At 52.9% G+C, this 15,160-nt stretch carries 14 protein-coding genes; 9 read left to right on the forward strand and 5 right to left on the reverse strand.

Going from position 1 to position 15,160, the window contains the following annotated elements; genetic code table 11:
* The first annotated feature begins 63 nt into the window (after window positions 1–63).
* From zapA to larB, 3 genes are all read left to right on the forward strand, one after another.
* Window positions 64–333 (forward strand): cell division protein ZapA, encoded by a 270-nt coding sequence (gene zapA, locus NST96_RS08695; RefSeq protein ID WP_003387787.1) that lies wholly within the window; start codon window positions 64–66, stop codon window positions 331–333.
* 82 nt (window positions 334–415) lie between these two features.
* Window positions 416–1,279 (forward strand): ATP-dependent sacrificial sulfur transferase LarE, encoded by an 864-nt coding sequence (gene larE / locus NST96_RS08700; protein ID WP_024984392.1) that lies wholly within the window; start codon window positions 416–418, stop codon window positions 1,277–1,279.
* Window positions 1,272–2,021 (forward strand): nickel pincer cofactor biosynthesis protein LarB, encoded by a 750-nt coding sequence (gene larB, locus NST96_RS08705; RefSeq protein ID WP_003387785.1) that lies wholly within the window; start codon window positions 1,272–1,274, stop codon window positions 2,019–2,021. The genes larE and larB overlap by 8 nt, the downstream gene beginning before the upstream one ends.
* Before the next feature lie 48 nt (window positions 2,022–2,069).
* Here the strand turns inward: larB and NST96_RS08710 are convergent, their stop codons facing one another.
* Window positions 2,070–2,444, reverse strand: coding sequence for a phage holin family protein (locus NST96_RS08710; RefSeq protein ID WP_003387784.1), 375 nt, complete (start codon window positions 2,442–2,444; stop codon window positions 2,070–2,072).
* A 157-nt stretch (window positions 2,445–2,601) separates the two neighbouring features.
* Between NST96_RS08710 and NST96_RS08715 the strand changes: the two genes are divergently transcribed.
* The 4 genes from NST96_RS08715 to NST96_RS08730 all read left to right on the forward strand — a co-directional run bounded on the left by NST96_RS08715 (window position 2,602) and on the right by NST96_RS08730 (window position 7,266).
* Window positions 2,602–4,959: an endonuclease MutS2 gene (locus tag NST96_RS08715; RefSeq protein ID WP_003387783.1), complete on the forward strand. Its 2,358-nt coding sequence runs from the start codon at window positions 2,602–2,604 to the stop codon at window positions 4,957–4,959.
* A gap of 65 nt (window positions 4,960–5,024) precedes the next feature.
* Window positions 5,025–5,435, forward strand: coding sequence for a DUF350 domain-containing protein (locus NST96_RS08720; RefSeq protein WP_003387782.1), 411 nt, complete (start codon window positions 5,025–5,027; stop codon window positions 5,433–5,435).
* Window positions 5,436–5,450: 15 nt separating this feature from the next.
* Window positions 5,451–5,756 (forward strand): 2Fe-2S iron-sulfur cluster-binding protein, encoded by a 306-nt coding sequence (locus tag NST96_RS08725; RefSeq protein WP_031932313.1) that lies wholly within the window; start codon window positions 5,451–5,453, stop codon window positions 5,754–5,756.
* Window positions 5,757–5,967: 211 nt separating this feature from the next.
* Complete coding sequence (locus NST96_RS08730; RefSeq protein WP_003387779.1) at window positions 5,968–7,266, forward strand: nucleotide sugar dehydrogenase; 1,299 nt, start codon at window positions 5,968–5,970, stop codon at window positions 7,264–7,266.
* A gap of 96 nt (window positions 7,267–7,362) precedes the next feature.
* Here the strand turns inward: NST96_RS08730 and NST96_RS08735 are convergent, their stop codons facing one another.
* Together NST96_RS08735 and NST96_RS08740 are read right to left on the reverse strand one after the other, a co-directional pair.
* Window positions 7,363–8,190, reverse strand: a complete 828-nt coding sequence (locus NST96_RS08735; protein WP_024984389.1) for a M55 family metallopeptidase — start codon at window positions 8,188–8,190, stop codon at window positions 7,363–7,365.
* Between the two features lie 354 nt (window positions 8,191–8,544).
* The gene (locus NST96_RS08740; protein ID WP_003387776.1) at window positions 8,545–9,684 is read right to left on the reverse strand and encodes a glycosyltransferase; all 1,140 of its coding nucleotides are present in this window, start codon (window positions 9,682–9,684) and stop codon (window positions 8,545–8,547) included.
* 195 nt (window positions 9,685–9,879) lie between these two features.
* On the opposite strand from NST96_RS08740, the gene NST96_RS08745 reads away from it, so the two are divergent.
* Together NST96_RS08745 and NST96_RS08750 are read left to right on the forward strand one after the other, a co-directional pair.
* Window positions 9,880–11,250: a glycosyltransferase family 4 protein gene (locus tag NST96_RS08745; protein WP_342406061.1), complete on the forward strand. Its 1,371-nt coding sequence runs from the start codon at window positions 9,880–9,882 to the stop codon at window positions 11,248–11,250.
* A 148-nt stretch (window positions 11,251–11,398) separates the two neighbouring features.
* Window positions 11,399–12,565 (forward strand): MFS transporter, encoded by a 1,167-nt coding sequence (locus tag NST96_RS08750; RefSeq protein WP_238986203.1) that lies wholly within the window; start codon window positions 11,399–11,401, stop codon window positions 12,563–12,565.
* 153 nt (window positions 12,566–12,718) lie between these two features.
* On the opposite strand, the gene NST96_RS08755 is transcribed toward NST96_RS08750, so the two are convergent.
* Together NST96_RS08755 and NST96_RS08760 are read right to left on the reverse strand one after the other, a co-directional pair.
* Window positions 12,719–13,528 (reverse strand): hypothetical protein, encoded by an 810-nt coding sequence (locus NST96_RS08755; RefSeq protein WP_003387773.1) that lies wholly within the window; start codon window positions 13,526–13,528, stop codon window positions 12,719–12,721.
* On the reverse strand, window positions 13,521–15,152 hold the full coding sequence (locus tag NST96_RS08760) for a hypothetical protein (RefSeq protein WP_003387772.1): 1,632 nt from the start codon (window positions 15,150–15,152) through the stop codon (window positions 13,521–13,523). The genes NST96_RS08755 and NST96_RS08760 overlap by 8 nt, the downstream gene beginning before the upstream one ends.
* Between the last annotated feature and the right edge of the window lie 8 nt (window positions 15,153–15,160).

Below are 15,160 nucleotides of genomic sequence, written 5' to 3' on the forward strand. Positions count from 1 at the left end.
GTAACCTAATCTGAGATACAATGGTACGGAAGTCTCAGAGCTGTTTTGGAGGAGGAAGCCTTCGTGCAAGGTGATGGTAAGAATCGGTTGACAGTAGATATATATGGTCAGCAGTATCGGCTCAGTGGAAAGGCAAGTGTGAACCATATGCGCATGGTAGCCGGATTCGTAGACGATAAAATGAATGAAATCGGAAAAGGCAACCATCGCCTGGACACGGCCAAAATTGCCGTACTTACCGCAGTAAACATCGCAGACGAATACTTCCGGTTGCGTACTGAGTACGAAGCGCTGTTGAAGATGCTTCAGGAGGATGCGAACGATCCATCATAGATGTTTGGAAAGAGGGGCTTTTTGCCTCTCTTTTCCCTATTGTCGCAAGCTTGACAATCACGAACGGAGAGGAGCGCGACTGATGAGCAAAGAAGCGTTGGTGGAGGCTGCAAGTCAGCTGACTCTGGAACAAAAGAACGAAAAGCTGGGAGAGATTCTTCGCGAGATGGGCAGTGTCCTGATCGCTTTTTCGGGCGGAGTGGACAGCACCTTTTTGCTGGCCCGCGCCGTTGAAGAATTGGGGGAGTCCGCGATTGCCGTCACAGCAGCATCGGAAACGTTCCCGACACGCGAATTTGAGGCCGCCAAGCAGCTGGCAAAGCAGCTCAAAGCCAGATTTGTCACGACTGAAATCCGCGAAATGGAAAACCCCAATTTTGTGGCAAATCCGGTCAACCGCTGCTTTTACTGCAAGGACGGATTGTATGAGCATTTAGGGGAATTGGCTGAAAAAAATGAATGGAATGCCGTTATTTGTGACGGCGCCAACATGGACGACTTGGGCGATTACCGCCCGGGGAGAGTAGCAGCCGTTCAACGGGGCGTGCGCAGTCCGCTGCAGGAAGCCGGACTTTACAAGGAAGAGCTTCGGCAGTTGTCAAAGCAAATGGGGCTGTCCACTTGGAACAAGCCGTCTTTTGCTTGCCTGTCTTCACGTGTTCCGTACGGTTCGCAGATTACACTGGAAAAAATCGATCAAATCGATCGGGCGGAGGGCTTCTTGATGAGCCTCGGTTTTCATCAGGTCAGGGTGCGCCACCACGAGACCATTGCACGAATCGAGATCAGTCCGGACGATTTTCCGCGCTTGCTGGAGCATCGGGAAAGCATTGACCGCGAGCTGCGGGCGATCGGGTTTCAGTACGTAACCCTCGATTTGTTCGGATACAAGACTGGCAGCATGAATGCCGTACTGCAAGCGGAAGTGAAACAGACCCATGGATGACTTGAGAAAAATTCTTCAAGAGCTGAAAGCAGGCACGATTGATGTCGAACATGCGCTAGAGCTTGTTCAAGGAAGCAGCCGTCTGGATTATGCGACCCTTGATCTTGATCGAAAGAAACGAACCGGTTTTCCCGAGGTCGTATACGCGGCAGGCAAAAGCGCAGAGCAACTCGTTGGAATATTTGCCCGATTGAGAGAGCACCAGGAATTGGTTCTGGCTACACGCGTCAGTGATGAGCAGGCGGAAGCGGTGCAAAAGCATTGGCCGGACGTTCGGTACGAAAGAGAGGGCAGGCTGCTGATCAGTACAAAAAGTCCGCTGAAGCCCGTCCGCGAAGGCTATGTAGCGATCGTGGCTGCCGGTACCTCCGATTGGCCAGTTGCGCAGGAAGCGGCTTGGACGGTGCGCTGCTTCGGCAGTGAAGCCAGAGTCATCGCAGACGTCGGTGTAGCGGGGATTCACCGTTTGTTTCAGCGGCTGGATGAGATTCGCGCTGCGGCTGTGATTGTCTGCATCGCAGGCATGGAGGGAGCATTGGCAAGCGTTCTGGCGGGACTCGTAGACAAACCGGTCATTGCCGTTCCCACCAGCGTCGGCTACGGAGCGAATTTTGGAGGTATGGCAGCCCTGCTGTCCATGCTGAATTCCTGTGCAAACGGCGTAGCTGTCGTCAATATTGACAATGGCTTTGGAGCCGGCTACCTGGCAGGAATGATCCACAGACAAACGGCGTCTTCATAAAACCGAAAGCAGAGCCAACCCGATGGTTGGCTCTTGCACTATACGAACTCAGGTTTCTTGCCTGTTTCCGGCGTCGCCATTGCGCAAATCCATATGTGTCTTGATCGGAATAAACAGGTCGATGATTCCGATCACGAGGGAAGCGAGCAGAGCCCCGAGGATGGTCACATAGAAGCCGGTAACGACAAATTGGGTCAGGTAAATCACGACTGCGCTTACAAGGAAACCAACAATCCCGCGATTGTATGGAGAGATGCGATCACCAAAGAATGCCTCAACTACCCATCCCAGCAGTGCGATAACTACTGCCGCAATGAGAGCGGTCCAGAAGTTGTTAACCGAAAAACCGGGTACGAGAAACCCGACGAACATCAGTACGACAGCAGCAACCACAAAACGGATAACGTGGCGTAAAATCGTCATACGTGTGATCCTCCTTTGCAGATGTTGATTCCTTCTCATTTTGGCTGATTTTAAAGGGAACTATGCCGTGGAAATCGCGTTAAATTATTCTTGCCGCAAGCTCCGTGATATAATACGAATGATTGGTTTTTTCCAAGCGATAAAGGAGGCACCACTTGTGGAACAACGGGTTTTAAAAACCTTGGAATACGAAAAGATCGTCGCGCTTTTAATGGAAAAGGCGACGTCCATATACGGGAGAGAAAAAGCGGAAGCGCTGCTGCCGTTCTTGCGGATCGAAGAAGTCCGGTCCGCGCAGCAGGCGACTAGCGAGGCAGTGACGGCGCTTCGGCTGAAGGGAAGTGTTCCGCTCGGAGGCATCCGCGACATTCGCGCACCGATTCAGCGGGCGCGTTTGAATGCCATGCTCGCTCCCATGGAATTGTTGGACATAGCAGGAACGATCGGCGCTGGACGCCGTTTGCGCCATTTCCTGCTCGACCTTTGTGAAAATGAGCCGCTCCCGATGCTGCAGTTCCAGGCAGAACGGATTGAAGGGCTGCGCGAGATGGAGACGGAAATCAGGCGCTGTATCGATGACGACGGTGCGGTGGTTGACAGTGCGAGTCCGGAGCTTCGCCAGGTTCGGCAGGAAATCCGCCAATTGGAAGCACGCGTCAGAGAAAAGCTGGACCAGATGACGAGATCAAGCTCCTACCAAAAGATGCTGATGGAAAATATCGTGACAATCCGCGGCGACCGTTTTGTCATTCCGGTCAAACAGGAATATCGCCATGTATTTGGCGGCATTGTGCACGATCAATCGGCATCGGGCGCTACCTTGTTCATCGAGCCGGAAGCAGTCGTGACGATGAACAACAAGCTTCGCGAGCTTCGTCTTCGCGAGGAGCGGGAGGTAGAGCGCATCCTCTATACGCTGACAGAGCTTGTTGCGCAGTCCGTAGAGGAACTGAAGGAAAATATTGATGCATTGGCCGAGCTCGACTTTATGTTTGCCAAGGCTCAGCTCGCTGGAGCGATGAAGGCTGTATGCCCGAAACTCAATGACCGTGGGTACCTGCGCCTGAAAAAGGCCCGCCATCCGTTGATTCCCCATAATGCCGTCGTACCGGTTGATGTGGAGCTGGGCGGAGCTTACAGCGCAATTGTAGTGACTGGTCCCAATACAGGCGGGAAAACGGTATCGCTAAAGACAGTCGGACTTTTGTCGATCATGGCGATGGCAGGATTGCATATTCCTGCGGAGGAAGAGAGCGAGGTTACCGTATTCTCGTCTGTTTTCGCCGACATAGGAGACGAACAGTCAATCGAGCAGAGCCTCTCGACTTTCTCCAGTCACATGAAGAATATTATTCACATTCTCGCTTCGATGGATGAGCGGAGTCTTGTGTTATTTGACGAGCTGGGTGCAGGAACGGACCCGACCGAGGGTGCAGCTTTGGCGATGTCGATTATCGATCACGTCATCCAACGCGGAGCCCGGCTGATCGCCACTACGCACTACAGCGAGCTGAAGGCGTACGCCTATGACAGACCGGGCGTGATCAATGCGAGCGTTGAGTTTGATGTGGAGACGCTCAGGCCGACCTACAGACTTCTCATCGGTGTCCCGGGACGGTCGAACGCGTTTGCGATTGCCAAGCGGCTCGGCTTGCCAGAGGAAATCATCGAAATTGCCAAAGGCTCGATCAGCGAAGAGGACAATCAGGTCGAGAGCATGATCGCCTCCCTGGAGCGAAACCGCAAAACGGCTGAAGCGGAAAGGGAGACTGCCGAAGAGCTGCGGCGCGAAGCCGAACGTCTGCGCCAGCAGCTTGAAGAAGAGCGGGCTCGCTTCGCCGAAGAGAAGAACAAACGGCTGGAGGAAGCGGAGGAAGAAGCCCGCATCGCCGTTCAACTGGCAAAAGAGGAAGCCGAAGCCGTTATCCGCGAGCTGCGGAGCATGATGAAGGAAGGCGTCGAAATTAAAGAGCACCGTTTGATCGAGGCGAAAAAACGGCTGGGCAGCGCCGTCATGGAGCTTGAGAAGGAAAAGGTGAAAAAACCGGCAAAAGCGGTACGGGCCACGCAGGTCAAAGTCGGCGACGAAGTCATGGTAACAAGCTTTGGGCAAAAGGGAACTGTGTTGGAAAAGGTCGGGGGAGACGAGTTCCTCGTCCAGATCGGCATTATGAAAATGAAGGTCAAGCGGGACGACATGAACGTCCTCAATTCCATCAAAGCCCCTCAGCAAGCCGTGGAGTACACCGCTGTAAAGCGAAGCAAAGGCACTGCCAAGCTGGACCTCGACCTGCGTGGATACAATGTCGAGGACGGGATTCGGGAAATCGACCAGTTTCTGGACGAAGCGCTCTTGGCCGGCTTCCACTCTGTATCGATTATCCATGGACACGGCACAGGGATGCTGCGAAAAGGGGTGCACGAGTATTTGCGCCAGCACCGCAATGTGAAATCGTTTCGCTTAGGCGGTCAGGGTGAGGGCGGCGTCGGAGCAACGATCGTCGAGCTGAGATAACCCGGTGACGGGTTGAACGTCGGCTCTAGCCTGTCCTGATTTTCTTTTGTGCAGGGAGGTTCTGGATGGAACAGTTGTTACACAATCAGTATTTGGGGACGTTTGCCTACTATACCGTTACCGGGCTTGCGATGATCGTTTTTCTTTCCTTGTTTGAGCTTGTGACCCGGTATCAGGTGTGGCAGGAATTAAAACGGGGGAACCTCGCTGTCGCCATGGCTACTGGTGGAAAGATGTTCGGGATTGCCAATATTTTCAGCTATTCGATCCAGCACCATGACTCCATCGGGCAAGCGTTGATTTGGGGAACTTTCGGTTTTTTTCTCTTGCTGGGCAGCTATTTTATTTTTGAATTTATGACTCCAAGCTTCAATGTAGATGAAGAGATCGGCAATGACAACCGGGCGATCGGTTTTATTGCGATGGTGCTTTCTGTCGGTTTTTCCTTTGTTATCGGTGCCAGTTTGACGAGATAACGGGAGGCGAGAAGAATGGATCAGTCAGGGTGTGTGACAGTTACCGTCGTTCAGGGAGAAGAGCGCAGCCATCTGTCAGTGAGGACGGGGGAAAATTTGCTGTTGGCCATGGTGCGGGAGCGTTTTCCGGTAGATTTTGCCTGTACTACGGGAAAGTGCGCCACTTGCCGATTGCGAATGGAAATTCCCCCTGGTTCAGCAAGCGAACCCTCTCCTACAGAGCGGTATCGTTTGGGAGCGGACTTTGCAGCCGGACTGAGGCTGAGCTGTCAAGTGTATGTCACAGGCCCGCTGACCGTCTATTTGCCCACGAATGGCTAGGGACGTTTCCCGTTGAACCATTTGCCGATGGAGAGTATAATTAGACTTTGGCAGAATGTAACGAGTTAGGGGAAGAGGAGGCATGGCCTTGGAAACGCTGTACAAGGTCCTCATCGCATTATGTGTAGTGTTTATTGCGGCAGGGGTTTATTATCTGTCGTAGGCAATGCACTCAACCTATAACCAGAGAATATGAAAGAGGAGATACTCAATGACTCAGCCAGTACGCGTTGCTGTTGTCGGATTAGGGTTTGTCGGACTGCCGCTTGCGCTCACTTACGCCCTGAAAGGGGCACATGTCGTCGGTGTGGACGTCGTACCGCATGTAGTAGATGAGATTAACAAAGGGCATTCCCATCACCTGGAATCCTACCAAGGCAAAACTTTGGCGGAGATTCTGCGGGAGCAAATCGCCGCTGGCCGCTTTCGTGCGACCACTTCCTATGAAGAAGCTGCAGCCGAGGTTACGAATTATATCGTGACGGTCGGACTGCCGGTCTTCAATGGTGATCCTGACCTGGGACCGCTCAAAAACTGTGCGGAAACGCTCGGGAAAGTGTTGAAGAAGGGCGATTCGGTGATGATCCGAAGCACGGTCGTTCCGGGGACGACAGAAGAAGTGATCAAACCGATCCTGGAAGAAGCAAGCGGACTTCAAGCCGGAACGGATTTTTACCTGACATACTGCTCCGAACGCATTGCCGAAGGACGAGCTTTCGAGGAGTTCATTCATATGCCTCTGGTCCTCGGCGGGATCAACCCGGAGAGTGCAGAGAAGGGGAAACAGCTGCTTTCCGTGATCAGTGAAACGGAAATCACTATTTCTGATATTCGTGTGATTGAAACGGCGAAAGTCATTGAAAATATTCAGCGTGACGTGAACATCGCGATGGTTCAGGAATTTGCCCGTTTTGCCGAGTCTTTCGGGATCGACACGTTTGAGCTGATTCGCATCGCGAACACGCACAAGCGCGTGAACCTGCTGACACCGGGACCTGGAGTGGGCGGCTTCTGCCTTCCAAACGCCCTGTACTACCTGCAGCCGAAAGCGAGAGAGCTGGGTGTTCCGCTCCCGCTCTTGCAGTTGGCCCGCACGACAAACGACAGTGTGCCTGGCGTTTTGGTGGACATGCTGGATAAAGCGCTGCAGAATGCCGGCAAAACATTGGCAGGGAGCCGTGTGACTGTGTTTGGACTGGCGATGAAGGACTTTTCCAACGATGACCGGGTAAGTCCGGTCCATGATCTGATTGCTGCATTGAAGGCCAAAGGAGTCGACGTTCGCTCCTACGACCCGGCCGTACCAAACCGCTACGACCACAAGAAAGAGACGGTCGAAGAAGCTGTTCGCGGAGCAGACGCCATCATGCTGACGGCTATCCAGAAGGAATTTGCCGAGCTGGATTGGGACAAAGTGATCAGTCTGATGAGTTCGTCTCCTGTTTTGTTTGATACCAAAAACCGCATCCCGCGCTCGCTTGACGAGCAGGTGACTGTAGTCCGAATCTAACCGAAGAAAGGTTCGGGTTTGCATGAAAAAGGCTCCGCCGGTTTCCAGCCGGCAGGAGCCTTTTTCATATCGAAGGTACTTGATAAGCCAAATTGGTTAGAAAAATTCTGCGCCAGATGCGAGATTGATCATAGCCCGCATCGTTTTGTAAAGGTCGTGCTGATCTTGCGGCGTGTAGGAAACGATCCCTTTTTCCGCATCGTAGCGTGCGCCTGGCACAATCGCCGCCATTTCGGCTTGTCCGGCATGCGAAAATTCAATCGAGAGCTCAAGCGGTTGAGCGAATTCCACGGGCTTTACTTGTGCTACTCGGGAAAGAGCCCGCTTGGTCTGGCGTTTTAATTCCGCTGTGGCCTCGTCACGGGAGAGGCAGAGAGCAGAGGTGCGGGAAACTGCTGTTTTTACGATAGCCGTACTGATTTCCGGGATGAGCTGTTTGGCTTCCTTTGCAATCAAGTCATCGCCGGAAACAAGACAGACCGGAACGCCATACATACCGGCATAGACGGCGTTGAAGCCAAACTCTCCTACGACCTGTCCGTTGATGTACATGTTGCGAACAACCCCGGACATCGTGTGGCTGAGTACGCCCGGGACGCCCTGACGTGTGTGGTAGCCGATGAAAAAAGCGGCGTCAAAGCTCTGGTCCAGGCCCTGCATCATGGAGTAATCGCGTGGTGAGCCGGCCAAAAGCTTCGCTTCGGGGTGCAGCGACTCCCAGAGGATGTTATTCATCGTATTGTGGCTGTCGGCTACAACGATCTCTGTAGCTCCCCACTCCAGCGCTGCTTCGATCACTGCATTGGCGTCTTCGGTCATGAATTGACGGCCTCGTGCATAGTTCATGCCTGAATCTGGATTGATATAAGATGTGTCGACAATACCGGAGATTCCTTCCATGTCTACGGAAAGAAACAGTTTCATAGCCATTCGCCGTCCTTTCTAGCAATTCTGAATCATTCTTTCTTATCAAAACAGATTGTTTCCATACAGGCAACAGAAAAATGGAAAAACGTTGCAAACAGTTGGACCAAAAGCGAATGGTAAAAGCAAGAAGGGAATGCTCGACACAAAAAACAGCAAGGGAATGCAGAACGGAAGTAAGAAGCGAATGCAAGGAACGAATGCACATGGCCAAAAAGCGAATGCACAGGCCCAAAACCGAAGTCAACGAAAAAAGCACGGGGCCCGCTAAAGCCAACGCCGTGCTTTTATCTGTAAATCGCATGGTTTTTTTGCCATAATCCCAGTGTTGCTTTGCTCGGCTGCCAGCAGCGTTTATGAAAGCAGACGACGGTACAGAGCCAGTGTTTGTTCAGCCATGTGCTGGATTGTAAAGGTCTGCTCCACTAAAGTCAGGGCATTGTGGACGAGCCGCTCCCGCAAATCCGGCGATTGCAAAATGGTTTTCATCGCTTCGGTCAATCCTGCCACGTCACCGGGCGATACGGCAAGACCGGTTTGTTTGTGTGTAACAAATTCTTTGACTCCGCCGACGTGGCTGGCTACGACAGGCACTTCAGAGGCCATCGCTTCGATGATCGTATACCCCAGTCCCTCGTACAAGGAAGAATGGACAAAGGCGTCACATGCATGCAGACACGCCGGGATATCCTGGCGGAACCCGCCGAAGCGGACCCTTTCTTCCAGACCGTGCTCACGGACTTTCGCCTCCAGGACGGCACGTTCCGGACCGTCTCCGACAAGGACCAGATAAGGGATCGGACCTTCCTGCATCTCCCTCGCCAATTGAGCAAATGCATCCACCAGAAGCGGGAGTCCTTTCACAGGCACAAATCTCGCGACCGTCCCGAACAAAAAGGCATCGGCTGGAATTCCCCATTCTGCTCGAAGGGAGGCCCGGTCTGACGCACGCAGATGTGTCTGTCTGTATGGAGAAAGGTCTGTTCCGTTGTAAATGACGCTGATTTGCTCTCGTGGAACGCCGTCCTTGTGCAAAATCTCCGCAATCGCCTCGCTGATCGCGATGTAGTGACGGTTCCATCGACGTGTACCTCGTTCCATCAAGGATACGAGCGCATAGGCCAGCGGATGGGCGTAGTCATAGCGAAGCGAGCTGTGTACGGTCGTCAGCAGTGTCGCTCCGCTTCCCCGGGAGGCCAGTCTGGAAAAGAAGTTGGCTTTTACACCATGTGTATGTATGAGATGTGGCCCAAAGGAACGAAATACCTCTCGCAACGCCTGTAGAAGCCGTACGTCAAAACGCCCGAATCGGTCCAGGGCAATGACAGGCACACCTGCTTTGCGCAACTCGCTGGCAAACAGGGAGTCGTAAAAGCAGACGACGGCCGTCTCCACTTCATCCGCAGGAAGAGAAGACAATAAATTGAGGATATGCTGTTCCGCTCCGCCAAACTCTCCTCCGCCGATAACATGGAGGACTCGCAGTTTATTCATGACAACTCCACCCGAACCTTCGTAAAAAAAAGCTTCTCACCGAAGCTCTCTCGTATCAAAAACAGGAAAAATCCCGATCGTCCAATAAAAACAAAACCATTCTCACTATAGCAGATGACTGGTTTATTCGCAATAACACGGGACTTGTGGTATCTTGATGAAGGAGAAAAACGACGATACAAGGAAGGTTTGCTGATGAAAACTCACAGCGTGCTGCTCATATGCTATTATTTTCCGCCCATTGGCGGCGGAGGGGTGCCGCGGCCGTTAAAAATGGCGAAATACCTCGGAGAGTTCGGCTGGAATGTACATGTGCTGACAGTCGATCCCGTTTACCATGCGACATTGGACCCGTCCCTGCTGGCTCAACTTCCGGATGATGTGAAGATTCATCGGGCGAAGGAGTTGCAGATCTTGCCGCGAAGAGGCGGGGGAGCTTCTGCGGGACAGAAAGGTGCAGCAAAGGCGGCTGCGAGCACGGAACCGGCGGTGGTTCGAACCAGTCTGAAGAGCAAACTAAAGCAAGGCATTGTACAAATGTTGAAACAAGTAAAACCGTACCTGTTGATCCCTGACGACCAGATTTTGTGGCTCCCGCAGGCACTCAAGCTGGGCCGTGAGATTATGCGCCGGGAAAAAATAGACGCGATATTTTCGACGTCGGGCCCGGTGACCAATCATTTGATTGCCCAGAGGCTGGCCGAGGAGTTTGGATGCAACTGGGTCGCCGATTTCCGCGATCCGTGGACACAAAATATGCATACCTCGGGAATCGCCTGGAGAGAGCGCCTGGAAGAGCGGATGGAAGAGAAGGTTATGGCAAGGGCGGATGCGATTACAACTGTGACAGCGACATTTGCCCAAAACTTCAAGGCAAAGCATGGACACCGTATACGGCGGATGGAGCTCATCTATAACGGGTTTGACCAGGCCGATTTTGAGGGATTGGTTCCACAGCATACCGTACCAGGGAAGTTTCATGCCGTTTATGCGGGCATTTTGTACCAGAAGCGAAATCCGCGCCTTTTGCTGAAAGCGATCCACGAGCTGATTGAGGAAGGGCAGGTTGACCGAAAAGACCTTTTGCTCAGTTTTGCCGGCGTATTCGACTATCCGGGTTATTCGGAAAATCGGGATTGCGTGGAAGCGTTGGGCCTCGGCGATATTGTCCGGGTATTGGGGAATCTGCCGCATAAAGAGGCGCTTGGTCTCATGAAAGGGGCGGACGCCCTTTTGCTCATCGGCGATGTCTCGCCCGATGCCGGAGCGTACATCCCGGGCAAGCTGTATGAATACATGGGAATCGGCAAGCCGATCCTGGCTCTGAACAAAGCCGGAGAAGCTACCGGAATCATCGAAACGTTCCACTTGGGACAAGTTGCCGACCCGGAGGACAAGGATGCGATGAAACAGGCATACCTCAAGCTGTATCAGGCATGGAAGGAACAAGGTGAGATCGATGCGGCTGACCGTGGCGTGGAGTTTGCCGAACGGGTCAAGCCTTACGAGAGACGCGAGCAAGCACGTCAACTGGCGCAGTTAATGAGTGAGCTGCTGGCCAAGTGACAAACAAGGATAGGATAAGACAAAATAAAATGACAGCCCCGTCCGACAACCTGGCGGGGCTGTACATCTTAAGAATTGACCGTTGCAGGGAAATCGTGGTATGTATGTTGTGCATCCTTTGCTTTGTGCAGGGAGCGGTTACGGGAGAGTGAGTGAAAACGAGCATATGATGGCAATTCAAGCATTAAGGGCTTATAACTTTTTCTATTTTTCGCTGTTGTCCATATTTATATCGTTTCTGCCGGTATATCTCGCATTTCGCGGCGTAAGTCCTGCGCAAATCGGAATATTGATCGGCATGGGATCGTTCATCGGAATATTGTCGCAACCATTTTGGGGCATGGTCAGCGACAGGCGCAAGACGATAAAAAGGGTGATCCTCGTAACGCTGGGCTTGTCTCTCGTCGTGGGATTCACCCTGCTCCAGTCTTCACAGCTGTGGCTGCTGTTTGTTTTGGTGGGAGCGATGTATTTCTTTATGCTTCCGACCGATCCGCTGACGGAGAGCTTGAATTACCGCGTAGCTGAGCAGCACGGCATCCACTTTGGATCGGTCAGGACCTTCGGCGCGATCGGGTATGCCTCTGCCTCGCTGATCATCGGTTTTACCGTGGACAGAATCGGGATGGAGAACCTTTTTTGGGTATACGCCGCGTATGGAGGGCTTGCCTATCTCCTGTGTCTCGTTGTTCCCGATGCACCTGTCAGCGGCAAGCGGCTTTCAGTGGCCGATCTTCGCCGGTTTCTCACCTATCCGGCGACTCTGCGCTTCTTTCTCCTGGTCCTGCTTGCGGCCATTCCTCATCGTACGAATGACAGCTTTCTCGGCGTATATGTACAGAGCTTGGGCGGAAATACGGGCATGGTAGGCTTGGCCTGGTTTGTGGCAGCGATCAGCGAGGTGGCCTTCTTCGCGCTGAGTCCGCGCCTGCTGCGAAACGGAAACGAGATCAAGATGATCACTCTGGCATCGGCCATCTACGCCATCCGGTATTTTCTTTGTGCAGCTTTCTCAGACCCGATGCTGGTGGTGTTTCTCCAGCTTATGCAAGGGATCACATTTGTCATTTTTTACACCGCCAGCATTCAGTACTTGTACCGGATTATCCCGGAGGAATGGAAGGCGACAGGACAGACGGTGCTTGCCGTTATTTTCTTCGGCATTTCCGGCATCATCGGGTCGTTTGGAGGCGGCTGGGTCTTTCAGCATTGGGGCGGAGCGGCGCTGTATCAGGTGATGGCGGTTTGCTCGGTGTTGGGTTGCTTGTATAGCGTGATGCTTTGGAAGAGACAACCGAGCGAGGGCACCCAATAGCTCTGGGGCTGTGGGCAAAAATGATGATCCGAAAGAGCGAGTGCAGTCATTCTCTTCGGTGCTGAAATAAATAGAGAGGCCGTGGCCCGAGCAGATATCTGCCTGGCCGCGGCCTCTTCCTTTAAGATGAAACGCTGATTTTCTTCCCGTGCGTTAATAGAGCAAGTACTTCTCGACTTCTTCTGGATCCTTAATTTCGATTCCAGAGTCATTGTATTTGAACATCTGGAAGAAGATTTGCTGGTCCATCGTGCCGCCTTCGGGCATCGGCAGGATGATCCAGGTTTCGTACTGATGGAGCAGGCGGTCATCCTTGCCGATCCAGAACGTCGTTTTAATGGTTGATTCCTTCAAAATATAATCCAGGTCGGGCCGATCTCCCAACTGCTTTTTCAAAGACTCAAAGAGCGGACTGTTGCTCTTTTCCAGCCACTCAGCTCCGGTTATCTTCAGCTGGAAGGGTACGCAGACGGTTCCGTACACCTTGTCGTCATTGAGCTGCACGGCTTGATCCAGGAACGGGAGCCAGTCGTCAAAGCCTTTGAGTACATCAAACTCGAGAGGCGTCTCCCGCGCCGTCATCCAGGCGTCTTTGACGCGAACATAGTTCTTGTCTCCGATGCGGTAGTACTGGTAGTCCTGACGGGCGATCCGGGCGTCCACGTTGTAACCGTCAGGGTTGCGGACAGCGCCGTTAAACATGCTGGTTGTCGTGCGGGCCATGATGTAGTTGATCACGTGTCCCTTGTACCAATATTTCTGTGCATTCGGATCGGTTTTTCCTTTTTCCAGCGCTGTCTGAAGCCATTCAGTCGCAGATTCCGTCTGTGCGGGAGTACTGTCCGTAGCCCCGTAATTGGTCAGCGCGAACGACTTTGGACCCGACTCATAGGTGCAGCCTGTCAACAGCGAAGCGGAAACGAGAGCAGACAGAGCAAGCAGCGCGGTGGTCCGTTTACGCATGGCGAACCCTCCTTACGATCCCGTATCCAATCAATCCGATGAACAAGAGACTGACGAGCGGAACGACTGGTACATTGTGGCGTTTGAATACGAGAATGCGGTGCTGGTCATAGATGGAAGCAACGATCTCGTTCGATTGGTCACCGTCGATGTCGCCGATTTGAATGTTGAGCAGAGGCATGTAAATGCGCCAGTTATGCTCCAATCCTTCCGGTGTATAGGTATAACCGGACAGATAGCGGGTCTTGTTCATGCTGACCCAGCTTTTCGCTTGAGCGATGAGCTCCGGTTGGTCTTCATTGCCCACTTTGGCATAGTTGGTAAAGCTGAAGCTTTCGTCGCCTTCCTGACTCGACCACAAAACGTCCCATTTTCCATCAGGCATCGCTTTCAGGATGTAAGACGGCTTGTTGCCGATCAGCAATTCATCCGCACCGTCATTGTCCACATCGGCCGGAATGAATCGGGCAGTCGCCAGTGCAGTCTCCTTGCGAGTCAATGTGTATGCTTCGACAGTCGTACCATCCGGCTCTACAGCCAATACACTCATGTGTTCGCCCATGATCATGAGACCCTCGCGTCCGTCCGGCAGCTTCATCGTGTCGAGAATTCTCGTTGCTTTCGTCGTAGCGGCAAAAGGCTTGCCTTCGTACGTACCGCTCAGCAAACCCTCACGGATGCTGAGATCCTTGAACTTCGTTCCCAAAGAGAGTCTGCCATCCATATTGCCGTTATTTTCGGCCAGCTTGTCCCCGATGTTTTGCAGGTCCAGCAAGAGGGCACGATACGGGGCGGTGCCGATCTGCAGCATGCCTTCCGCAAAGGATTGACGCTGAACATTTGGCACCAGCTGGTCATCTTTCATCGTATAGTACGGGAATCCCGGAAAATCTGATGGCAGTTTTTCTTTAACAGCTGTCAATGTTTCGGCCGGAATCTGATCATTTGGCATCCGAACCAGCTTGCCGTCCTGCCACTTCATCACGTACAGAGAGAGCGGCTCAGCCTGCAGGTGAAGCAGTTTGTCAGCCAGCGCCTTTTTCTCTTCCTCTGTCTCCGGTTTCGGCGCTTCTTCATCCGGGAGAGGAAGCTCATCGGCATTGCCGTACGTAATAATTTCCTGCTTGCCGTCGCCGTCTACGTCATGAAGGGCGATCGGGAAATAATCGACCCAGCTTCCGTTGTACAGGCGATCAGACTCGTATTTCACCGTAAAGTGACTGAGTGCGTACAGGTTATCGCGATAAAACGTCGTGTTTGCAATGACGGCGATCAGCACGAGTGCGCCGACGGCTTTCCAGCTCAGGCGTCCGTACCACTTCGCCAAAGCGGCAACCACGATGATCGCAACGGCGCCGCCAACGATGACTGCGACCATCGATTTGACATCAAGCTGGGTCAATGACCGATCCAGGAGCAGAAAGCCCAGCGAAAAGACGACAATCTGCCTGCGCTCGTCCGGATGCGGCAAATAGTAGCAGAGGGCGAGCAGCGGCAACAATATAACCAATGCGATCCAGGACAAGTCGAGGAACGCCGGCTTCACCAAAATATGATAGATCAGGAACAGGGCGATGGCGTACAAGGCCCAGTTCACTGCAGACAAAGCTCCATTTCGTTTCATGGGCGTAA

It is taken from the genome of Brevibacillus sp. FSL K6-2834 (assembly GCF_038592925.1).
Lineage (GTDB): Bacteria > Bacillota > Bacilli > Brevibacillales > Brevibacillaceae > Brevibacillus > Brevibacillus borstelensis.